Genomic DNA, 21,952 nt, shown 5'->3' with positions numbered 1-21,952 from the left:
CCAGCGGAACCTTCCATAAAGTCGCGCTGTTTTCTCGCTCCAAGAGGGCCGGGTTGGAAAGATGGACAAGAAAGTTCTCATTGTCGAAGACGAGATATTCGTCGCGCTGGAGATCGAGCAGATCGTGGAAGATGCCGGCTTTGGCGTGGGCGCTATCGCAGCCGACCGCGCAGCTGCTCTAGCCGCTGCGCAGGATTGCGACATCGCGCTTGTCGACCTTAATTTGCGCGACGGGCCGACCGGCCCACAGATCGGCATGGAACTGGCGAGCCAACATAGCATCCGTGTGATCTACGTGACGGCAAACCCCGCACAGATCGGCGAGGCGGCCGTGGCGGCGCTGGGCGTCATCACGAAACCGTTTCGGCCGCAGAGCATCGCTGCGGCGCTGGAACTTGCGGCAGCCGAACAACCTGAAATCATGGCAGCGGAAATTGCCGGATTTACGCCGTTTCCGCCGCCCGGCTCATGGAACGGGATGGAATCCAGAGGGTAAGGCAAAGGCCATCCGAGCGCCAGTCGCGTTCAAGCCGCCCGCCCAGCTGGCGTTCGACGCTGAGCGCCATCAAGCGACTGCCAAATCCCTCCGCTTTTGCAGGTGCCGTGACCGGACCACCCTGCTCGCGCCATTCGAGCCGAACATCATCCCCTTCCCGACTGATGTGCAGATGCACGCGCCCGTCGGCGACCGACAAGGCGCCATATTTGGCGGCGTTCGTCGCCAGTTCGTGGAACAGGAGAGCGAGCGGCGTCGCCGAACGGTCGTCGATCGCCGGATTATCGCCCGACAGCAGGATGCGCGACCCATCGATGTTGCGATAGGGCGCGAAAATCTGATCCAGCACGCCCCAGAGATGGCCCTGCCCCTGCCCCACGCGCGGCGCGGAATCCGCGCTGTGCGGGCGCACGAAATCATGCGCGCGTCCGAGCGCCAGGATGCGATCGCGCAGATCATCGGCAACGGGCCGGATGGCCGGGTGTTCGCGCGCCGACAGACCGACAAGGCCGGCAATCACCGAAAAGATATTCTTGATCCGATGGGACAATTCATGCGCGATCAGTTCGCGCTCTTCCATCATCAACCTTTGTTCGTGGATATCGGTGCAGGTGCCGATCCAGCGAATGATCTGACCTTTGGAGCCGCGGATCGGCAAAGCGCGGCCCAGGGTCCAGCGATATTGGCCGCTATGATGCCGCAGCCGATATTCGATCTCATAGGGCTGGCCGGTTTCCAGGCTGTTGCGCCACCGGGCCCACGCCGCCTCCTGATCGTCAGGGTGGAACATGCCGTTCCAGGCGGCACCGTCCGTCGACCCGACAGGAACGCCGGTATATTCATACCAGCGCGCGTTGTAATAATCATGATAGCCGTCAGGGAGCGTCGACCAGACCATTTGCGGCATGGTGTCCGCGAGCGTCCGGAACATGCGGTCGCTGTCGGCAACGGCGGCGGCGTCCAGACGCTGCTTGGCGATCATGTCGCGATCGCGTCGGCGCCCCTCCAGTTCCATCATCACCTGACGCGCCAGCAGTTCCAGCCCCTCGCGCTGAAGCGGCGTCAGATCCACCCGCGGCGCCGTATCAATGACGCACAGGGCACCCAGCGGTTCGCCGTCACGACCGATCAGCGGGGCGCCGGCATAGAAGCGGATATGCGGGGGGCCCGTGACAAGCGCATTGTCCGTAAATCGCGGGTCAGTGGTAGCGTTGGGCACTATGAAGACTTTTGCGCCCAGCATGGCATGCGCGCAAAAGGATACGTCGCGCGGCGTTTCCTTCGCGTCCAGCCCGACCCGGGCCAGAAAGCGCTGGCGAACATCTTCAACGATGCTGACCAGAGAGATGGGAGCGTCACACAGGCGCGCGGCAAAGGCGGTGATATCGTCCAGCGTCCGGAAGCCGCCGGCATCCAGATCATAGAGCGCAAGAAGCGCGCCGCGATCGGTCGCGAGCCCTGTTCCGTCAGCCATCGCCGACGCGTTCGATATCCGCGCCCACGGCCGAGAGCTTCTCCTCCAACCGCTCATAACCGCGATCGAGATGATAGACGCGATTGACCCGCGTTTCGCCCTGCGCCGCGAGGCCTGCGAGGATGAGGCTCATCGAGGCGCGCAGGTCGGTTGCCATGACGGGCGCGCCAACCAGATGCGCCACGCCGCGCACAACCGCCGTACGGCCATTGACCGCAATGTCCGCGCCCATGCGCGCCAGTTCGGGCACATGCATGTAGCGATTTTCAAAGATCGTCTCGGTCAGCACCGATGCGCCGTCGGCGAGCGTCAGCATCGCCATGAACTGCGCCTGCATGTCGGTCGGGAAGGCAGGAAATGGCGCGGTCGAAAGCGTCAGCGGCCGCAGCTTGCCATCGGAGGAAATGCGGATGCCCTGCTTGTGCGCGTCCACCTGGACCCCGGCGTCGCGCAGCGCCGCCAAAATGGCGTGCATGTCGTCCGCATTTGCGCCGATCAGGTCGAGCGATCCACCCGTGAGGGCAACGGCGCAGGCATAGCTGCCCGCCTCGATCCGGTCCGGCATGACACTATAGGTTGCGCCATGGAGGCGGGGCCGCCCATGGATCACCAGCCGGTCGCTGCCAATGCCTTCGATCTCCGCTCCCATGGCGACAAGCAGATTGCAGAGATCGACGATCTCCGGCTCGCGGGCGGCGTTTTCCAATGTGCAGGTGCCTTTGGCGAGCACGGCCGCCATGACGGCGTTTTCCGTTGCACCGACCGATACCACGGGGAAGGTATACATGCCCCCCGGAAGACCACCATCGGGCGCGCTGGCGCGGACATAGCCGGCGGCCAGCTCAATCCTTGCACCCAGCGCCTCAAGCGCCTTCAGATGCAGGTCGATCGGCCGATTGCCGATCGCGCAGCCGCCTGGCAGCGACACACGCGCTTCGCCGGCGCGCGCGAGCAGCGGGCCCAGGACGAGGATCGACGCACGCATCTTGCGCACGATATCATAAGGGGCTTCGGTCGACGTGACCCGGCCTGCGCGGAGCGTCATGACGCGTCCGAAATCCTCGGGTCGCGCGCCTTCGATCATGGTCGAAACGCCAAGCTGGTTGAGGAGGTGGCCAAAACTGTCGACGTCCGCCAGCCGGGGCAGGTTGCGCAGAGTCAGCGGCTCGTCCGTCAGCAGCGCGCAGGGGAGCAGCGTCAGTGCGGCATTTTTCGCGCCGGAAATGGGAAGGCGGCCATTCAGTGCGTTGCCGCCGCGGATATCAATGCGGTCCATCCAGCAGGCTTAATAACGGCAAACGGGCCGTGCGCAAGGCGGCTGAGATGGTCCGTTCAGCCCGTTTTACGGGATGCAAAAGGAAATTTTGCCAAGCGGGCGGGAATTGATCGAGTTTAGTGCAGAAGCTGGAAATGCAGCCAAAAGGCACTCAAGGCGTTTTGCCATCGTAACGACTATTTTTTACAAGAAGGTATGTTGGTGCCAGATAGCTGTTTTGCAGAGCAGTTGACGCGCCATTTGCGCTTGACCAACGCGGAACAGGCGGCATTGGCTAGGCTGGAGGAAAATCCGCGCAAGGTGAAGCGCGGGGCAATGATCCAGCGAGTCAACGATCCGATCACCGAATTATTCGTACTGCGCCAGGGGCGGGTGATGAGTTTCGTCATCCTGCCCGACGGCAGCCGGCAGATTTTGCGCGTCTATTTTCCAGGCGACTTTATCGGGTCGGCCAGCACCATTTATACCCGTGCTCCGGAATCATTGGTAGCGGTGTCGGATTCGGTGATCTGCCCGTTCGACAAACATGCGCTGCGCCGTTTGCTGGAAGAGCATCCGCGCGTCGCGGCGCTCCTTTTCCTGCTGTCCAATGCCGAACGCGTGTCTATGACCGACCGGCTGGCATCCTTGGGCCGCACGTCCGCCAAGGCGCGGGTCGCCGCCTTTTTGCTCGACATGTTTCATCGGCTGCGCGTCACCGACGACAGTATCGAGGATAGTTTCGACCTGAAGCTGACCCAGGAAGAGATCGGCGATTCGATCGGCCTGACCTCGGTTCACGTGAACCGCATGATCCGGCAGATGGAGCAGGAAGGCCTGATCAGCCGGACCAATGGCCGTTTCCGCCTGTTGGACATGGAGCGGCTGGAGGATATTGGGCATTATACCAATCGGCACAAGGATATGGACCTGGACTGGCTTCCGGTCGGCTGACGAATAGGGGAAAGCTCTCAGGCGAGCAGTTCGACATCCCAGTAGAGCCAGTCGTGCCAGCTTTCATGCAAATAGCCCGGCGGAAAGCCACGGCCATGTTCCTGTAGCTGCCAGCTGGTCGGACGGATCGGCTGCACATGCAATTGCATGTGTGCCTCCTTGGGCGTGCGACCACCCTTTTTCAGATTGCACGGCGAACAGGCCGTGGCCACATTTTCCCAAGTCGTCCGCCCGCCTGCGCGGCGGGGCACGACATGGTCGAAGGTGAGGTCGCTGGTCGATCCGCAATATTGGCAGGCGAACTTGTCGCGCAGGAACAGGTTGAACCGGGTGAAGGCTGGATGTTCGGAAGGCTTTACATATTGTTTGAGCGCGATAACCGAAGGAATCTTCATCTGGAAGCTGGGACTATGCACCTCCCGTTCATAGGAGGATACGATATCCACCCGCTCCAGAAACACCGCCTTGATCGCCGTCTGCCAAGGCCACAGGCTCAACGGATAATAGCTGAGCGGCGTATAGTCCGCATTCAAAACCAGCGCCGGACAATTTTCCGGATGTCGTATCAGGTCGGGATGGTACATAGAAAAACGTCTACCCCCTTGCCGAAGCCGCTGATCCATCAGCAACATGACGCGCACATGACAGCATTAACGAATATTGTTCGTCAAGGGCCAGTATGACACGGCCTGTCGCACCACAGCATATGGTGACGCGCTTTGCGCCAAGCCCGACGGGGCGGCTGCACGTCGGCCATGGCTGGTCCGCGCTGATGGCGATGGACCTTGCGCGATCTTCAGGCGGAACGATGCGCCTGCGGATCGAGGATATCGACGGCACGCGCAGCCGGCCCGAGCATGTCACCGGCATTATTGAGGACCTGCGTTGGCTGGGCGTGGAATGGGATGGCGACATCCTGTTCCAGTCGCAACGGATCGGGATATATGAGGCAGCGCTCGATCGGTTGCGCGCCGTGGGCCTTCTCTATCCCTGTTTCTGCACGCGCGCGGATATTCAGGCCAGCCTGACCGCGCCACACGGCCCGGAAGGCGCGGTCTATCCCGGCACCTGCCGCGCGTTGAGCACCCAGGTGCGGGCGCGCAGGATCGCGGCGGGCGACGCCCATGCGTGGCGGATCGACATGGCGCGCGCGGCGGCGCGCGCGGGGCCGCTCAGTTGGCGGTCCTTCGACGAGGATGCCAGCAGTGCCGTCTTTGCCGATGCGGGCGTTCATGGCGATGTCGTGCTGGCGCGCAAGGATGCGCCGGCCAGCTATCATCTGTCCTGCACGCTGGACGATGTTGCAATGGGCGTGACGCATGTCCTGCGTGGCGACGACTTGCGCAGCGTCACGGATATTCACCGCTTGATTCAGGCTTTGCTCGACCTGCCCTCCCCGGCCTATCGTCACCACCCGCTTCTGATGGACGCGCAGGGTCAGCGCCTGGCCAAACGCAGCGGATCGCTATCGCTGGCGCAGTTACGGGCGCAGGGTGTCGATCCACGCATTCTGGCCGCAGACCTGCGCGCCGGGCGCTTTCCGGTTGGCATCAGCTACGGAAAGGCATAGGCTGCGCCCATGAACACCGTCCTTGTCATCGCCCTCATCCTTGCCATGATCGCGACGCTGGTCGCTCTGATCCGGGGCGTCATCGCCTTCCTCCAGACCACCAAGGAGGATCTCAACGCGCCGGAAGGCAGCGGCCCAAGCCCGGCTCGCCTCAAGCAGAACCGCATGATGATCAACCGCGTCCTCTTTCAGGCGGGCGCCATCATCATCGTTGCTATCCTGCTGATGGCCAAGGGGCATGGCTGAAGACAGCGGTCGCATGCCATGGTGAAGCTGAACAAAATCTACACGCGCACGGGCGATGGCGGTATCACCGGGCTGGCGGATGGATCGCGGTTGCCCAAATATGCCCCGCGCATGCAAGCCGTGGGCGATGTCGACGAGGCCAACAGCGCGATCGGCCTTGCTATCGTCGCCATGGGCGACCGGGCCGAAACGCGGTGGCTGACCACGATACAAAATGACCTGTTCGATCTGGGGGCCGACTTGGCGACGCCAATTCCCGAAGGTGAGGACGAACCCTGGGCGCTACGGATCGTGGCGAGCCAGGTCGAGCGATTGGAGTCTGAAATCGACGTCATGAACGCCGAACTGGCGCCGCTCGACAGTTTCGTGCTGCCGGGCGGATCGGCTGCTGCCGCCGCTGTCCATCTGGCGCGCGCAATCACCCGCCGGGCCGAACGCAGCGCCATGGCGGCGGCCGCCGACGTCGCGCTGAACCCGCAGGCGCTGGCCTATCTCAATCGCCTGTCCGATCTGCTGTTCGTGCTGGCGCGGCGGTTGAACGACAATGGCGCTCGCGACGTCAAATGGGTACCGGGCGCATCGCGCTGATCCGAGGCAAGGCCGCCGGACTCGGACACGCAACGGATTGACGCATTCCGCGCAATTAACCCTTTTTATTCAATGAGCCTTTAGAACCCGCAAGGATTTCTCCCGCGGTTATTTCTACGGGATCGCCCATGCATTTCTATCTCGCCACGTCGTTCATTTTTCCGCGCTCGCTACGATTGCGCCTCTTTGCCATCTGCTTTGTCGCCACGCATCTGCCGTTGCTTTGCTATATCGGGTGGGGCGCGGCTACCGGGCGGCTGGCGCTTGCCGAAGTGGTCACGCTGACCCTGGCGACAGTCGCGGGCACCGGGCTTGCCCTTTACGGGATCGGCGCGCTCCTAAGTCCGATACAGGTGCTGGCCGAAGCCCTGAACGCGCAGCCCGACGACGGCAAATCGTTGCCGCAGGTGGGCGACGTAATCGCCAGTCTCTACGCGGGTGTGCAGCGGGCCGCCGCGACGACGCAGGCTCATATGAATGATCTGGCGATCGCCGCCCATGAAGACCCGCTGACCGGCGTCGCCAACCGGCGCGGATTCCTCGCTCAGATAGAGGCGCTGCCGGCGGCGCAGCGCAAGGGCTGCATAGCCCTTATCGACATAGACTTCTTCAAGCAGGTCAACGACATAAAGGGACATGACGAGGGCGATCGGGTGCTGGCGGCCTTTGCCGGGCGCCTGGCCTCGCAGGTGCGGCGCGCCGATCTGGTGGCGCGATGGGGTGGTGAGGAGTTTGCGATTTTCTTCCGCGATGGGGCCGAGGATGAAGCCAGTTGGGCGCTGGCGCGCATCGCCCAGCAGATGCGGCGCGAACCGATCGGGCGGGTCAATGGCCGCATCATCAGCTTTTCGGCAGGTCTGAGCCGCTGGACCGGAGGCCCGATCGAGGAGGCGCTGGCGGCAGCCGATGCGGCTCTTTACGATGCCAAACAGTCCGGACGCGACCGCGTATGTCGCGCCCCTGCGGCGATTTCGGCGGCCTGCACCTAAAGGAAGGGGAACCGTTAGGCCTTCCATGCGCTTTCTTCGATTGGAGCGGCACAAGCGATTGGAAGGGGCGCGAATGGCCAGAAGCTGGAACGATGCACGCCAGAATGATCTGGCGTCGCGATATCGCGACGTTCGACAACTGACGCAAGCGATCGCCGCGCCGCTGTCCGATGCTGACGCGACCGTGCAGTCCATGCCGGACGCGTCGCCCGCAAAATGGCATCTGGCGCATGTTACCTGGTTCTTCGAAACCTTTGTGTTGCGTGACCATGCGTCTCGCTATCGCCCGTTCGACCCGCGCTACGCCTATCTGTTCAACAGCTATTATGAGGCGGAAGGCCCGCGTCATGCCCGTCCTATGCGCGGCATGCTAACCCGTCCTGTGCTGAGCGACATCATGGCCTATCGTGCGCATGTCGACGCGGAAATGGACGCAGTGCTACCCCATCTCTCCCCGGCCGCCCAGCAGTTGGTGACATTGGGCCTGCATCATGAGCAGCAGCATCAGGAATTGATGCTGACGGACCTTTTGCATCTTTTTTCGCTCAATCCGCTGGAACCGGCGCTGTTCGAACCGCGCAGCGCGCAGGCGGTCGACCTGCCCGGTCCCCTGCACTGGATCGAGGGGCGCGAAGGGTTGACGGAAATTGGCGACGATGGCCGCGCCGGCTTCGCCTTCGATTGCGAAGGGCCGCGCCACCGCGCCTTGCTACATCCCCACGCCCTGGCGCACCGCCCGATCACCAATGGCGAATGGATCGCCTTCATCGAGGATGGCGGCTACACGACCCCTTCGCTCTGGCTGTCGGACGGGTGGGCGTGGGTGCAGCGAGAGGGCGTTCAGGCGCCGCTTTACTGGAAGCAGGGTGAACAGGGTTGGAGCCGCTTCGGACTCGATGGCCGCCAGCCGGTCAATCCCGCAGCGCCTGTGACGCATATCAGCCTGTATGAAGCCGACGCCTTTGCCAGCTGGGCGGGCGCGCGCCTGCCTACCGAAGCCGAATGGGAAAGCGCCGCACAGAATATCGCGCCAGGCGGCGGCAACCAGTTCGACGGGTCGACATGCCCCCGCCCCTATCCGGCGGCACCTACCGATACGCTCAAGCAGATGTTCGGCGATGTATGGGAATGGACCGGCAGCGCCTATCGCCCGCATCCCGGTTTTCGGGCAGCGGACGGGGCCGTGGGCGAATATAATGGCAAGTTCATGTCCGGCCAGTTCGTGCTGAAGGGCGGCAGTTGCGCCACCCCGCGTGGCCATATGCGGGCCAGCTACCGCAATTTCTTCTACCCCCACCAACGCTGGCAGTTCACCGGGCTGCGGCTGGCAAAGGATCTGTGACGATGCTGCTGACCGAGGATGCCCCTGCCCGAACGCAACGGATAGATCCGGCCTTTCGCCGCGATATATTGGAGGGGCTGGCGCAGGAACCGAAAGCCACACCGCCTATCTGGTTCTACGACCGGCGCGGCTCCGAACTGTTCGAGCAGATCACGGATTTGCCCGAATATTATCCGACCCGCACCGAAACTGCTTTGCTCAAGGCGCATGGCCCGGATGTGGCGCGCGCAGCCGGCGCGGGTCGCGCGGTGGTAGAATTTGGCGCGGGCAGTTCGCGCAAGACCCCCCATCTGTTGCGCGCAATTGAGCCGGCCGCCTATGTGCCCATCGATATCAGCGGCGATTTTTTGCACGACAGCAGCGCTGAACTGGCGCGCGCCTTCCCGCATTTGCCGGTCCTGCCGGTGGTGGGCGATTTCAATCAACCGCTCGACCTGCCGGAAGAAATAAGCGGCATGCCGCGCCTGGGTTTCTTCCCCGGCTCCACGATCGGCAATATGGACCCGGGGGCCGCAGTCGATCTGCTGCGCGCGATGCGTCGGCTGCTGGGCGACGATGCCATGCTGCTGATCGGCATGGACCGGATAAAGGATCGCGATCGACTGATTGCGGCCTATGACGATGCGCAGGGCGTGACCGCAGCCTTCAACCTCAACCTGATTGAGCGGATCAACCGCGAATTGGAAGGCGACATGCCAGTTGACGGCTTTGCCCATCGTGCGGTCTGGAACGACCAGAAGGCGCGGATCGAAATGCATCTCGAAGCCCTGCGCGCCCTGGATTTCCAGGTTGCCGGCGCGCGCTTTCACATGGAGCGGGGCGAAACCATCCATACCGAAAGCAGCCACAAATATGGGACGCGCGACGAGCGAATTCTGCTGCGCGCGGGCGGCTGGGACCCGGTGGAAGAATGGACCGACGCCGAGGGCCTGTTCGGGTTGGTGCTGGCGCAGGCGGCCTGACCTCCCGGCCAATTCCGATCAATCCGTCGCGCGTAGCAGGTCGCGCAAATCAGTAAGGCTCGGCAGCACATGCGCGCAGGCCAGCGTCAATTCCTCGGTCGGGGGCAGCAGGTCTGGCACCATCACGGTAGCAATACCGGCTGCCGTTGCTGAGCGAACGCCGGCATAGCTGTCCTCTACGGCCACACAATCGGCCGGATCGATGCCCAAGCGCTTGGCGGCAAGCAGATAGGGTTCAGGATAGGGCTTTGGCCGTTCCACGTCGCTGCGCGTCACGATGACATCGAAATAATGGATCAGCCCGCTGCGTTCCAGACGCTGCTGCGCGAAGGGCGCGGCGGTGGATGTGGCGAGCGCCATGGGAATACCGGCGCGGAAAAGATGATCGAGCAACAGGTCCGCGCCGGGACGCAGCGGAATGCCCGCATCCACCGCCGCTTCGAACAGCGCGTCGCTGTCGGCATAAAATTGTGCCAGCGGGAAGTCCGGGCCGAGGCGCTGCGCCAGCATCCGCTCATTTTCGTCCCGGTGGATACCCACCATGGAGAGGAGCAGTTCGTCCGCCAGCGGCCAGCCGAGCGCATGACCGGTATCGACAAAGGCGCGCCGATGGGCCGCCTCCGTGTCGATCAGCGTGCCGTCCATATCGAAAATGACGGCCCGGATCGGATCGGGAAGGCTCAACGAAGGCGTGGGCGCGGTCAGGGTTTCAGAAGCCATGCCTGCCATATAGGCACGGCCCATGGCGCTGCCATTGCAAAGAGCGGCGGAGTGATTGTCAATCGCTGACCCGCGCCGACCAGGTCCTGATCCAATGCCAGGCGCCGCGGCATTCGCCCATGCTGGTCGCTTCGGTCAGGCGGAAGCGCGATCCGTCCCAGACATAGGTTTCGCTGCCGCCGCAGTCACCGATGCCGCGGCCCTTGGCGAAGCTCGACAATTCCGACTTCTCCGGCACCCAACCAGCGTTGACCAGCATCGGCTTGGCCTCTTCCTCGCTCCAGCCGGGCTTGTAATCGAATGGTGCGAAATGAAAGGCGCGACGCCCGGCGATGCCGGTGGCGATCACGGGAATTGTCGTGAAATTATAGGCGCCGCTGCCGCAGGGTACGAGGATCAACGTCTCCGTCTTGGACAGGCGATAAAGTTGGGGCGGCTCGGCGTCGCGCATCTCCTCGGTGCAGCCTGTGAATTTTCCAAGAGCGGTTCGTTCCTCCCGCCACAGGGTCACAGGCGCGCCGCCGACCGGGACCGGCGCGCGCTTGATGACAGGGGCGGGCGGCGCCGCGCGCACGGCCAAAGGACCCAGCGGCCCCGTCGCGACGAGCGCTGTGCTGGTCCCGGCCCGGCCCTGCCGCGCATCCATGTAGCGCAGCGCCGCGCCGGACCCGGCTAGCGACGGGCGGCCCAGAAGGCGGCTGCCGGCACGCAATTCCATCTGGCTGCCCCGCGCCATGGCGATCACCAGCGCAGCCGCCTGCGGCCCGCGCACCGTCGCGTCGCCATCGCGGCTGCGCGCCGTGGCGAGGCGGCGGCCATCGACGATGAAACTGACGTCGCCATCGCCCTTGGCATCGCGACTGACCCAGACCTCGGCCTCTGCGTCCGGTCCAGCGTCGCGCGAGACACCGACCATGACGGGATTGTCCGGCCACTCGCCACCTTCGGGCAGCAAGGCAACGGCTTCGCAGCGGTTGCGGTTATCGCAGCCGATCGTCCAGTCCTTGTAGGTTTCCAAGGTGCCGGGCGTCGGCGCTTGCGCCGCGCTCATGCCCGACCAGCTCAGGGCCGCCAGCGCAGCCGCAAGAAAAGTCTTTGCCCCCATGGCGTTAACCATAGCCTATTTACGGCGAAAGAAACAGGGCTTCTGTTACGCTTTCGTCCCGATCGGGCTTAGAGGCTCAACATCAGGCCCGCCAGCGCCGCGCTCATCAGATTGGCGAGGCTCCCCGCGACCAGCGCCTTGATGCCCAGCTTGGCGATCATCGGCCGCTGGTTGGGAGCAAGATTGCCTGTCACCGCCATCTGGATCGCGATCGAGCTGAAATTGGCGAAGCCGCACAGCGCAAAGGTGACGATGGCGATGGTGGTGGGCGACAGCGCGCCCTGGACCTGACCCAGATTGATATAGGCGACAAATTCGTTGAGCACGACCTTCGTCCCGAACAGGCCGCCCGCCACCTGCGCTTCGGTCCAGGGAATATTGAGCAGATACATGACCGGGGAAAACACATAACCCAGCAGCATCTGGAAGCTGAGATCAGGATAGCCGAACAGCCCGCCGATGCCGCCCAATATGCCGTTGGCGAGCGCCACCAACGCGACGAAGGCCAGCACCATGGCGCCGACCGCGACAGCGAGCTTGACGCCAGTCTGCGCCCCTTGCGCGGCGGCCATGATGATATTGGCGGGCCGCTCCTCATCATGGGTGGCGGGCGGCATGGGCTCGCCCGGGGTCGTTTCGCTCATCAACGCGGCCGGGCCGGCGCCGCTCATCCGCGCGTCGGGCAGCGGGAGGTCGCGATGCGCCTCCAGCGGCAATTCCGGTTCCCGCTCGGGCTCATCGGGCATGATGATCTTTGCCATCAGCAGGCCGCCGGGCGCGGCCATGAAGCTGGCGGCGAGCAGATAGTCGATGCGGATGCCCATGGAGGCATAGGCGGCCAGGATGGTGCCGGCGACGCCCGCCATGCCGCTGGTCATGACCGCGAACAGTTGCGCGGGGTTGAGCGCGGCGAGATATGGGCGGATGACCAGGGGGCTTTCGCTTTGCCCGACGAAGATATTGGCGGCCGCGCACAGGCTTTCGACCTTGGACACGCCGGTCACTTTTTCGATCGCGCCGCCGACCCAGCGGACGACGAATTGCATGATGCCGAGATAATAGAGGATCGACACGAGGCTGGCGAAGAAGATGATGACGGGCAGCGCGGCGATCGCAAAGCTCGCCCCGCCGACATCCGGGCGGGCGAGCGGCCCGAAGATGAAATCGGTGCCCGCCTGCGCATAGCCGAGCAGGTTCGACACACCCCGCGACATGCCCGCGATGATGGCGCGGCCGGCCGGCACGTAGAGCACCAGCAGCGCGATCCCCGCCTGCAACAGGAACGCTGCGCCGACAACGCGCGGGCGGATGGCGCGGCGGTTGGACGAGAGGGCAAAGGCGATGGCAAGAATAAGGACGATGCCGGCAAGGCCGATGAGAAGATGCATGAAGCGCTTTCGCGGGAATAGGGCAAACGCGGGCGACTATATGGAGAGCGACGCGCCGAAGCCAGCCTTTTGGAATGCTACAAAGACGCTACGTCGGGCAATCGGCTGGAGACACGCCATCCCTATCCTGCGGCCTGGGCCTGAACAGGCAGATCGAGGAACGGGCAAAGGTCGGGACGATGCACGAACAAGATTTGGATCATGACCACGGGTTACTGCATGATCTGGAGCGGATACGGATGTTGGCGCGGGAGAATATCGGCCGACGGCGGACATTACGCCTGCTATTTTCCGCGAGCGGGGCGGCGCTGATTGGAGCATGCGGCGGATCGGGATCATCGAGCGGATCGACCACGACGACGACGGCGACACCTACCCCAACGCCAACGCCAACGCCCACACCAACTCCCACGTCCAGCGACACCTGCGTTGCCGATCCGGAAGAAACCAACGGCCCCTATCCGGCGGACGGATCCAACAGCAGCAACGGGACGCTGGTCAATGTGCTGGACGACAGCGGCATTCAGCGCAGCGACATCCGGTCCAGCTTCGGATCGTCGAGCGGCACGGCGCAAGGCGTGACGATGACGCTGACCATCACAGTGGTCAATGTCAATAATGGGTGCGCGACGCTGGAAGGCTATGCCGTTTACATCTGGCACTGCACCCGCGACGGACTCTATTCGCTCTACACCGTGCCGAATGAAAATTACCTGCGCGGCGTGGGCGTCACAGACGCCGATGGACAGGTGACATTCACCAGCATTTTTCCGGGCTGCTATGCCGGGCGCTACCCGCATATCCATTTTGAGGTCTATCCCAGCTTGGCGCGGGCGACAAGCTACAGCAACCGTTTGCTTTGTTCGCAATTCGCGATGCCGCAGGCGGCCTGCGACACGGTCTATGCCAGCAGCGGCTATTCCAGCAGTGCAAGCAATTTTGCCAACACGACCACCAGCAACGACAATGTGTTCGGCGACAATAGCAGCGCGCAGGTCACGGCCATGACGCCGGTCATGACAGGCGACCTCACCAACGGCTACACCGGCACAGTGACGGTCGGGCTTGCGATCTGAGGGGCAAGGGAATGATTTTGCAGGCTGACAGGATAGCAGATATGCTGCCCCCCATCATGGACAGTTCGCGCATTCTGGTAATCGACGATGATGGGGATATTCGGTCCCTGCTTTCGGATTTTCTGGAACAGCACGGCTTTGACGTGACGGCGGTTGCGGACGGACTGGCGATGGACCGTGAACTGGCGATCGGCACGTTCGACCTGGCGGTGCTGGACGTGATGATGCCTGGGGAAGACGGGCTTTCCATCCTGCGGCGTTTGAGCGCGCGCGGTGGCCTCCCCATCATTATGCTGTCTGCGATCGGCAACGATGTCGACCGTATCGTGGGACTGGAAATGGGCGCGGAGGACTATTTGTCCAAACCGTGCAACCCGCGCGAATTGCTGGCGCGGATTCGCACGGTCCTGCGCCGTCACCGACGGCAGGAGGAAGGAAGCGTCAACGCCTCAACGCGCAAGCTGCGCTTCGTGGGATGGCAAATCGACATGGGCGCCCGGCTGCTCACTGACCCTGACAATGTCGTAGTGACGCTGACCGATGGCGAATTCCGGCTGTTGCGCGCCTTCATCGAGCATCCGCGCAGGGTGTTGAGCCGGGATCAGCTGCTCGATTATTCGGCGGGCAGTGACGCCGAAAGCTATGATCGCGCGATCGACGTACAGGTCAGCCGTCTGCGCCGCAAACTGGAGCGCGGCGCGCGACGCCCCGGCATCGGCGACCTGGTCCGCACCGTGCGCAACGAAGGCTATATGTTCACCGCCGAGGTGCTGCCCGCGTGACTGATCGCGCCGAGCGGTTCAACCCATCGATCCTGACCCGTATCGTCGCACTAGTGGCGGCGGCGTTGCTGTTGGCGCTGGCAGCGATGATGCTGGTGACTTTTCGAGGACCTCCGCCGCATGCGCGGCCGATGTTGCTCAGCGAAGCGGCCCAATTGCTGCGGGGTGCTGGCGTAAGCGAGGCACCTGGTTCTGCGTGGAGCGTCACGCGCTACATATCGGATCGCGCGCCGAGCCCCGAACCCGACCAGCAAATCGACCTGCGGACAGGCGCGCAGGTGGCCGATCTGGTCGGCGTGCCGGCACGCGACATTCGCCTGATCCGCGAAAAACCACCCGAAGCCATGCGGGGCATGTCCTTGCCCGATCAACAGCGGCCGCTCCATCGCGCCTTCACCCTGGCACAGCGCAACGGCGCGCAGTGGCACGTCATTCAAGCCTGGCAAGGCGCCAACCTGCCTTGGTATGCAGTCACCCTGTCGCTGATGGCCGGCATTTTTCTGCTGCTGCTGGCGCCCGCTTATTGGGTGGCCAGGCGCATCACCCTACCCATCCGCAGGCTGGCCGAGGGCGCTGCGACCGAGCGGCCCGAACAGGCTCAACCCCTGCCGCTTAACGGCCCCCCTGAAGTGCGCGCGGTCGGCGCGGCCTATAATCATATGCGCGCGCGCATCGCCGATTATCTGAACGAGCGCACCGCCATGCTGGTCGCGATCGCCCACGACCTGCGAACGCCGATGACGCGGCTGTCCTTCCGGCTGGAACAGCTGCCCGACGGGCCACGCGCCAAGGCGCAGGCCGATGTCGAGGAGATGCGAGCGATGGTGACGACGCTGCTGGACTTCATGCGGCAGGGTTCCGAGCCGATCAAGCGCGTGCGGATCGACTTGTCCGCGATCGTGGATACATTGGCCGACGACCTGGCGGATATGGGGCAAGATGTGAGCGTGCGGCGTAGCGCGCGCGCCGTGATCTTCGGCGACGCTGGCGCGCTTCGCCGGTGCATCGCCAATCTGGTTGAAAACGCGGTTCGCTATGGCGGCAGCGCCGTCATCGACGTCGATGTGGCCAGCGGCCGCGCGTCCATCAGCGTCGAAGATCAAGGCCCAGGCGTCCCCGACACCATCATCGATCGGCTCTGCGAGCCCTTTTATCGGGGCGAAGCCTCTCGAAACAGGGAAACGGGCGGCGTCGGCCTAGGCCTCTCCATCGCGCGGACCATCGCCGAAAGCCATGGCGGACGGCTGGCCTTCACCAATCGCGCGGAAGGCGGGCTGCGCGTGAAGCTGACGTTGCCGCTTGCCCGCTAGGACATCAGGCGCCCGCCCCCTCCTCCGCGCCGAAGGCAATCGACAACCAGGACGTCATCGCGTCCACCGCCAGCGGCGTCAGGCGCATGACCCGGCGGCGTTTGCCCCGGGGCGACAGGCTGTGTTCGGCCAGCAGCCCGCGCCGTTCCAAGATGCCGACATGGTTGAGCATGACGTTCATCGACAGACGCAACGTTTCGGTGAGTTGTTCCAGCGTCATCGTGCGGTCTTCCAGCTCCGCCTGGAACAGGGTCAGCAGCAGGTCCCAGGCCGGATCGGCAAACAGTCCCTGACCAAAGAGCATGGATCGCGCCCGCCGCGCTTCAACATAGCGGGCGAGCATGGTGAAACCGTCGCCATCCTGCCCTTCCAGCACGGGCGGCTCTTCCTGCAGAGCATGAAAGCGGGTGAGGCAGCGTTGCAGGGCGACCACCAGGTCGACGGCCTGCTGGCTGGGCATCGCGCGTTCAGGTGGCATATGCGCGGTCATGACGGGCCTTCCGGTCGAGTTCGATTCCGATGATGGTGAAGAGAAGCAGCGGGATGACCCAGACAGTGCTGAGCCCGGCGTAGATGCGGTCGGAGAAATTGCTAAGCAGCAGCGTCACGCAATGGGTGAGGACCGTCAGGAACTGGCTGGCGGCCGCCCAGATGGGCCAGTAGCACGTCGCCCGGAGCATCAGCCATATCAAGCCGACCAACAGCAACAGATCGACCATGGCCAACCAGAATTGCGTGGCATGCCAGGATCCGGCCAACTGCGCCGGAATGGTGAGCACCACGCTAGAAAGGAACAATCCGACAAACCATCGCCCTTCCCGGCCACCAAATATGGCCGCGAAGAGGCAGGCCATCAGGGTCAGGAGCCAGAAGGAAGCCGCCAGCATTCGAATCTCCGTTTGTGAGAGGGGTCAAACATCCGGTCGAAGGCCAGCGACTTCCGCCCGGTCAGGCGACCAGGGTCAGGTGATGCGCGGTTTCGCGCTTGTCTTCTTCCTGCTCGAGTCCAATCGGGCAACCGACCGAGGTGACGGGAATGGCGCTATGTTCAAGGCAGCGCGTGAGGAGCGCGGTAGCGCGGATCATATCTCCGCGACCTTCGATAATCTTCGTCGCGCTGTCGTGAATCTGCTTGAGGATGCGCTGGCTTTCGCTCGCGGTGAGGCCAGAGCCCTGAGAAGCGGCGACGAAGGCGGTGGTCAATTGGGCGGCATCGACAAGAGCTGTATCCAGCGCGGCGAAGGCCTGACGGGTCTGGGCGGCGACAGCCTGTGTCTTGACGGGGTCGAGGTTCAGCACAAGTCTTCTCCTTCGCACACGCCGGGTGAAGCGGTGCGTTCTTTCAGCAGGGCATTTCAGGAAAGATCAGGCCAACAGCCGGAACGCTCCGGCGAGCAACAGCAGCAAAGCGACGACGCCGACGCCGGTCAGAATAGCGGCCCGGACCATCGCCAATATGCGGCCATCGATACTCAGTTCATTGGTCGATCCCCCTAGCGGCGGGCCGAAGGCGAGGATGCGTCGCAAGAGCGTTCTGGGCTGCTGCTCGTCATCCGATCCGTCCGGCTGACCCATGGATGACGCAGGTTCGGGATCGGAGGCAAGCGGTTGCGATTGATATATCAATGGCTGATATGTGCCGTTCTGGGGCGATAGTTGTTCAGCCGAAACGAAGAGGCGCGCTGCTTCCTTGCGGGAAGGCACGCCAAACTTGCGCAGGGTGATGCGCACGCGCTGGTCGACCGTATGTTCGGACACATGCAGCTGGCGCGCGATTTCCTTGGAGTTGAAGCCCTGCGCGACAAGGCGCAGGCACTGTTTTTCTCCCTCGCTCAAGGCTGGCAGGGTCTCCGCCACTCCGTCTTCCTCCTGCGTGCGACCATAGTGTTCAACGATCAGTGGCGATCATAACACCCGTCACGCATCCTGCTTGCAAAACCATCAGTTACGATTCGGTTCGCCCTAGGGCGCAAAGATGACATGACAGGGCAAGCCGACGCAAATGCAGGCGGCCCTGCATCACGCCACCTGTCCCATTTTGAGTCGCGGCCCAAAAGCGAAGGGCCGGCGCCTTGCGGCACCGGCCCCCCGGACAATCTTTGGCTTATCAGGCCGCCGCCTTCGCCCGGCTCATGCGCTTGCGCTCATTGGGGTCCAGGTAGCGCTTGCGCAGGCGGATGGTCTTGGGCGTCACCTCGACCATTTCATCATCGTCGATATAGGCGATGGCCTGTTCCAGCGTCATCTTCTTAGGCGGGGTCAGGCGGATCGAATCATCCTTGCCGCTGGCGCGGAAGTTGGTCAGCGCCTTGGACTTCATCGGATTGACTTCAAGGTCTTCGGGCTTGGCGTTCTCGCCGATGATCATGCCTTCGTACAGCGCTTCGCCCACGCCCACGAACAGGATGCCGCGTTCCTCCAGCGGACCCAGAGCATAGGCATTGGCTTCGCCCGCGCCGTTCGAGATGAGGACGCCATTCTTGCGCCCCTCGATCTTGCCCTTGTGCGGGCCATATTTTTCGAACAGCCGGTTCATGATGCCCGTGCCGCGGGTGTCGGACAGGAATTCGCCATGATAGCCGATCAGGCCGCGCGAGGGCGCCGAGAAGGTGATGCGGGTCTTGCCGCCGCCCGAGGGACGCATATCGGTCATCTCGGCCTTGCGGATGTTCATCTTGTCGACGACCGTGCCGGAAAATTCGTCATCCACGTCGATGACGACGGTTTCATAAGGCTCGGTCTTGTTACCATTTTCGTCTTCGCCGAACAGCACGCGGGGACGGCTGATGCCCAGTTCGAACCCTTCGCGGCGCATGGTTTCGATAAGAACGCCCAGCTGAAGCTCGCCGCGGCCGGCGACTTCGAAACTGTCCTTGTCCTCCGATTCGGTGACCTTGATGGCGACGTTGGACTCCGCTTCGCGGGCCAGGCGGTCGCGGATCATGCGGCTCGTCACCTTGCTGCCTTCACGGCCCGCCATGGGCGAGTCATTGACGGCAAAGCGCATCGACAGCGTCGGCGGATCGATCGGCTGCGCCTTGATCGGCTCGCTGACCTGCGGGTCGGCGATGGTGTTGGCGACGGTCGCGACGGTAAGGCCGGCAAGGCTGATGATGTCGCCCGCCTTCGCTTCGTCCACCGGCACGCGATCGAGGCCGCGGAAGGACAGGATCTTGGACGCGCGGCCGGTTTCGATCACATTGCCGTCGGCGTCGAGCGCGTGGATCGGCTGGTTGACCTTGAGCGTGCCGGACTGGACCCGGCCGGTCAGGATACGACCCAGGAAATTGTCGCGATCAAGCAGGGTCACAAGGAAGCTGAACGGCGCGTTTTCGTCCAGGGCCGGCGGCGGGACATGGTCGACGATCTTCTGGAACATCGGCTCCAGCGTGCCTTCGCGGCGCTGCGGGTCTTCGCTGGCATAGCCGTTGCGGCCCGACGCGTAGAGGACCGGGAAGTCGAGCTGTTCGTCATTGGCGTCCAGCGTCACGAACAGGTCGAACACTTCGTCCAGCACTTCCTGGATGCGCTCGTCCGGGCGATCGACCTTGTTGACGACGACGATGGGCTTCAAGCCCAGCGCCAGCGCCTTGCCGGTCACGAACTTTGTCTGGGGCATCGCGCCTTCCGAAGAATCGACCAGCAGGATGACGCCGTCGACCATCGAGAGGATGCGCTCCACCTCACCGCCAAAGTCGGCGTGGCCGGGCGTGTCGACGATGTTGATGCGGGTGCCGTTCCATTCGACCGAGGTGGGCTTGGCCAGAATGGTGATGCCGCGCTCCTTTTCCAGATCGTTGGAATCCATCGCGCGCTCTTCAACGCGCTGATTGTCGCGGAAGGTGCCGGACTGGCGGAAAAGCTGGTCGACGAGAGTGGTCTTGCCATGGTCGACGTGCGCGATGATGGCGATATTACGCTGGGACATGAACGGCCTTTGGGATCGGGTTTCCCGGTTCGGCACCACGCCGGGACGGGACTATCGGGCGCGCCCCTACAGGAAATGCCGCGCTGCGGCAAGGGCGGGCCGAGAGGGCAACGCTATGTGACAAAATAACCTGGATAGTTGCACGCCCGTATAACTGCCCTATGGAGGCAATACAGGATCGCACCATGAAAGGACGAATTGCCCATGCGGCTGCCCATTTCCCTGACGCTTGTTTCCCTGATCGCGCTGAATGCCCCTGCCTTGGCGCAAAAAGATGCGCCCGACGCCCAGAAGCAGCATGCCGAAAAGGTCGCGGAGGAAGTCGCCGCCAACTGGGCCAGCGCGCCGGTCGAGGAAGTGACGCAGAGCAGCAAGGGCACGGCGCGCGTGGATGGCAAGAGCATCGCCTATACCCAGACGGCAGGCACGCTCACCATTCGCGATGAACAGGGCAAGCCGATGGGGAGCATGTTCTACACCGCCTATACCGCAGCGGGAAAGAACCGCCCCGTCACCTTCTTCTATAATGGCGGGCCGGGGTCTTCGTCGCTGTGGCTGCGCATGGGCAGCTTCGCACCGATGCATGTACGCACCACCGACCCGCAGGCGGTCAAGCCTGCGCCCTTCGACGTCGGTCCCAATAATGACAGCCTGATCGGCAGCACCGACATGGTGTTCCTGGACGCAATCGGCGCGGGCTATTCGCGACCGATCGGCGACGCCAAGGGCTCGGACTTTTATGGCGTGGATCAGGATGTCGATGCCTTTGCCAAGGCGATCATTCGCTACACGACCAAGAATGGCCGCTGGGGTGACCCCAAATATATTTTCGGCGAAAGCTATGGGACGACCCGGTCGGGCGCGCTGGCCTATCAGCTGGAGGATCGCGGGCTAGCGCTGAACGGCGTGGTGCTGCTGTCGTCGATCATGAATTATGGCGTCCGCCAGTCGGGCTTCGACACGATCCATATCGGCTATCTGCCAAGCTATGCCGCCACCGCCTGGTATCATAACAAGGTGCCCGGCGGCCGCCCCGCCAGCCTGGAGGCCTTTGTCGAGGAAGCGCGGCAATTTGCGAACGGTCCCTATGCCACCGCGCTGCTGAAAGGGTCCGACATCACGCCGCAGGAGACGGACGAGATGGCGCGCCAGCTCAACCGCTATACTGGCTTGTCGGTCGATTACCTCAAGCGGGCGAACCTGCGCGTAAACCTGTCGCGTTTTCGCAAGGAATTGCTGCGTGACGAGCATGCGACGCTGGGCCGGTTCGACAGCCGCTATACCGGCATCGATGCCGACACCGCCGGCGAGGAACCCGAATATGATCCGTCGAGCACCGGCATCACCGGCCTCTATGTCGGCAGCTTTCTGGATCAGGTGACGCGCCAGATCGGCTACAAGACGGACTTGTCCTATCGCCTGAGCGCGCGCGAAGGCGGCGACTTCAAATGGGACTGGAGCCATCAACCGCCCGAAGGGGGCAAGCAGAATGTCGCCGACGTGACCGCCGACCTGTCGGCCGCGATGCGCACCAATCCGCATCTGCGCGTGCTGTCGCTCAATGGCTATTATGACATGGCGACGCCCTTCTTTTCGACCGAGCGGGACTTGAAGCACATGATGCTGGAGCCGCAGCTGCGCGGGAATTTGCAGTTCCGCTATTATCCGGCCGGCCACATGGTTTACCTCAACCCTGAGGCGCTGCACCAGATGCGGCTGGATATGGAGCGCTATTACGCCGAAGGGGCGCGCTGACGCGAAACCGGG

General features: G+C 63.3%; 23 protein-coding genes. 12 read left to right on the top strand and 11 right to left on the bottom strand.

The features are described 5' to 3' along the window. Positions 1-61: 61 nt before the first annotated feature. Positions 62-496: a response regulator gene (locus tag SAB01S_RS04910; RefSeq protein ID WP_062731988.1), complete on the top strand. Its 435-nt coding sequence runs from the start codon at positions 62-64 to the stop codon at positions 494-496. Here the strand turns inward: SAB01S_RS04910 and SAB01S_RS04905 are convergent. Both SAB01S_RS04905 and murA read right to left on the bottom strand, forming a co-directional pair. Further along, positions 444-1,970, bottom strand: coding sequence for a PAS domain-containing protein (locus SAB01S_RS04905; RefSeq protein WP_062731987.1), 1,527 nt, complete (start codon positions 1,968-1,970; stop codon positions 444-446). The two genes, SAB01S_RS04910 and SAB01S_RS04905, sit on opposite strands and share 53 nt — an antisense overlap. After that, complete coding sequence (murA, locus tag SAB01S_RS04900; RefSeq protein WP_062731986.1) at positions 1,963-3,246, bottom strand: UDP-N-acetylglucosamine 1-carboxyvinyltransferase; 1,284 nt, start codon at positions 3,244-3,246, stop codon at positions 1,963-1,965. The genes SAB01S_RS04905 and murA overlap by 8 nt, the downstream gene beginning before the upstream one ends. A 195-nt stretch (positions 3,247-3,441) precedes the next feature. Here murA and SAB01S_RS04895 point away from each other — a divergent pair, with 195 nt between their 5' ends. Further along, on the top strand, positions 3,442-4,179 hold the full coding sequence (locus tag SAB01S_RS04895; RefSeq protein WP_174525617.1) for a Crp/Fnr family transcriptional regulator: 738 nt from the start codon (positions 3,442-3,444) through the stop codon (positions 4,177-4,179). Between the two features lie 17 nt (positions 4,180-4,196). Here the strand turns inward: SAB01S_RS04895 and SAB01S_RS04890 are convergent, their stop codons facing one another. After that, positions 4,197-4,763, bottom strand: a complete 567-nt coding sequence (locus SAB01S_RS04890; protein ID WP_021227984.1) for an HNH endonuclease — start codon at positions 4,761-4,763, stop codon at positions 4,197-4,199. Between the two features lie 95 nt (positions 4,764-4,858). Between SAB01S_RS04890 and gluQRS the strand changes: the two genes are divergently transcribed. The 6 genes from gluQRS to egtD all read left to right on the top strand — a co-directional run bounded on the left by gluQRS (position 4,859) and on the right by egtD (position 9,876). Beyond that, positions 4,859-5,749 carry a tRNA glutamyl-Q(34) synthetase GluQRS gene (gene gluQRS / locus SAB01S_RS04885; RefSeq protein WP_062731985.1) on the top strand — a complete coding sequence of 297 codons (891 nt, stop codon included), beginning with the start codon at positions 4,859-4,861 and terminating at the stop codon, positions 5,747-5,749. A gap of 9 nt (positions 5,750-5,758) precedes the next feature. After that, entirely contained in the window at positions 5,759-5,995 is a 237-nt protein-coding gene (locus SAB01S_RS04880) for a twin transmembrane helix small protein (RefSeq protein ID WP_021227982.1), read from the top strand. Between the two features lie 18 nt (positions 5,996-6,013). Beyond that, entirely contained in the window at positions 6,014-6,583 is a 570-nt protein-coding gene (locus tag SAB01S_RS04875; RefSeq protein WP_062731984.1) for a cob(I)yrinic acid a,c-diamide adenosyltransferase, read from the top strand. A 128-nt stretch (positions 6,584-6,711) separates the two neighbouring features. After that, complete coding sequence (locus SAB01S_RS04870; protein WP_062731983.1) at positions 6,712-7,572, top strand: GGDEF domain-containing protein; 861 nt, start codon at positions 6,712-6,714, stop codon at positions 7,570-7,572. A gap of 73 nt (positions 7,573-7,645) precedes the next feature. After that, complete coding sequence (egtB, locus tag SAB01S_RS04865) at positions 7,646-8,914, top strand: ergothioneine biosynthesis protein EgtB (protein ID WP_062731982.1); 1,269 nt, start codon at positions 7,646-7,648, stop codon at positions 8,912-8,914. A 2-nt stretch (positions 8,915-8,916) separates the two neighbouring features. Then, positions 8,917-9,876, top strand: coding sequence for an L-histidine N(alpha)-methyltransferase (gene egtD, locus SAB01S_RS04860; protein ID WP_062731981.1), 960 nt, complete (start codon positions 8,917-8,919; stop codon positions 9,874-9,876). 18 nt (positions 9,877-9,894) lie between these two features. Here the strand turns inward: egtD and SAB01S_RS04855 are convergent, their stop codons facing one another. The 3 genes from SAB01S_RS04855 to SAB01S_RS04845 all read right to left on the bottom strand — a co-directional run bounded on the left by SAB01S_RS04855 (position 9,895) and on the right by SAB01S_RS04845 (position 13,089). Beyond that, positions 9,895-10,596, bottom strand: a complete 702-nt coding sequence (locus tag SAB01S_RS04855) for an HAD family hydrolase (protein WP_083951182.1) — start codon at positions 10,594-10,596, stop codon at positions 9,895-9,897. A gap of 58 nt (positions 10,597-10,654) precedes the next feature. After that, entirely contained in the window at positions 10,655-11,701 is a 1,047-nt protein-coding gene (locus SAB01S_RS04850) for a DUF1176 domain-containing protein (protein ID WP_062731980.1), read from the bottom strand. Positions 11,702-11,769: 68 nt separating this feature from the next. After that, positions 11,770-13,089, bottom strand: a complete 1,320-nt coding sequence (locus SAB01S_RS04845; protein ID WP_062731979.1) for a NupC/NupG family nucleoside CNT transporter — start codon at positions 13,087-13,089, stop codon at positions 11,770-11,772. A gap of 179 nt (positions 13,090-13,268) precedes the next feature. Here SAB01S_RS04845 and SAB01S_RS04840 point away from each other — a divergent pair, with 179 nt between their 5' ends. The 3 genes from SAB01S_RS04840 to SAB01S_RS04830 are packed head-to-tail and all read left to right on the top strand — an operon-like array spanning position 13,269 to position 16,257. Continuing rightward, positions 13,269-14,165 carry a dioxygenase family protein gene (locus SAB01S_RS04840; protein ID WP_062731978.1) on the top strand — a complete coding sequence of 299 codons (897 nt, stop codon included), beginning with the start codon at positions 13,269-13,271 and terminating at the stop codon, positions 14,163-14,165. A 41-nt stretch (positions 14,166-14,206) separates the two neighbouring features. Beyond that, positions 14,207-14,947 (top strand): response regulator, encoded by a 741-nt coding sequence (locus tag SAB01S_RS04835; RefSeq protein ID WP_062731977.1) that lies wholly within the window; start codon positions 14,207-14,209, stop codon positions 14,945-14,947. Then, positions 14,944-16,257, top strand: coding sequence for an ATP-binding protein (locus SAB01S_RS04830; RefSeq protein ID WP_062731976.1), 1,314 nt, complete (start codon positions 14,944-14,946; stop codon positions 16,255-16,257). The genes SAB01S_RS04835 and SAB01S_RS04830 overlap by 4 nt, the downstream gene beginning before the upstream one ends. 4 nt (positions 16,258-16,261) lie before the next feature. Here SAB01S_RS04830 and SAB01S_RS04825 read toward each other — a convergent pair whose 3' ends face one another. The 5 genes from SAB01S_RS04825 to typA form a co-directional block, all read right to left on the bottom strand. Then, positions 16,262-16,747, bottom strand: a complete 486-nt coding sequence (locus SAB01S_RS04825; protein ID WP_062731975.1) for a helix-turn-helix transcriptional regulator — start codon at positions 16,745-16,747, stop codon at positions 16,262-16,264. Next, entirely contained in the window at positions 16,725-17,144 is a 420-nt protein-coding gene (locus SAB01S_RS04820; RefSeq protein WP_062731974.1) for a hypothetical protein, read from the bottom strand. The genes SAB01S_RS04825 and SAB01S_RS04820 overlap by 23 nt, the downstream gene beginning before the upstream one ends. 61 nt (positions 17,145-17,205) lie before the next feature. Further along, positions 17,206-17,556, bottom strand: a complete 351-nt coding sequence (locus SAB01S_RS04815; protein ID WP_021227969.1) for a hypothetical protein — start codon at positions 17,554-17,556, stop codon at positions 17,206-17,208. A 66-nt stretch (positions 17,557-17,622) separates the two neighbouring features. Further along, a complete protein-coding gene (locus SAB01S_RS04810; protein ID WP_062731973.1) occupies positions 17,623-18,114 on the bottom strand; it encodes a helix-turn-helix domain-containing protein in 492 nt (163 codons plus the stop codon). 250 nt (positions 18,115-18,364) lie between these two features. Continuing rightward, on the bottom strand, positions 18,365-20,185 hold the full coding sequence (typA, locus tag SAB01S_RS04805) for a translational GTPase TypA (RefSeq protein WP_062732107.1): 1,821 nt from the start codon (positions 20,183-20,185) through the stop codon (positions 18,365-18,367). A gap of 204 nt (positions 20,186-20,389) precedes the next feature. Between typA and SAB01S_RS04800 the strand changes: the two genes are divergently transcribed. Next, positions 20,390-21,940: a S10 family peptidase gene (locus SAB01S_RS04800; RefSeq protein ID WP_062731972.1), complete on the top strand. Its 1,551-nt coding sequence runs from the start codon at positions 20,390-20,392 to the stop codon at positions 21,938-21,940. The last annotated feature ends 12 nt before the right edge of the window (positions 21,941-21,952 follow it).

The organism is Sphingobium abikonense NBRC 16140 (assembly GCF_001598335.1).
GTDB classification, from domain to species: Bacteria; Pseudomonadota; Alphaproteobacteria; order Sphingomonadales; family Sphingomonadaceae; genus Sphingobium; species Sphingobium abikonense.
The sequence above is the reverse complement of the archived record's forward strand: the minus strand, read 5'-3'. Positions and strand labels throughout refer to the sequence as shown.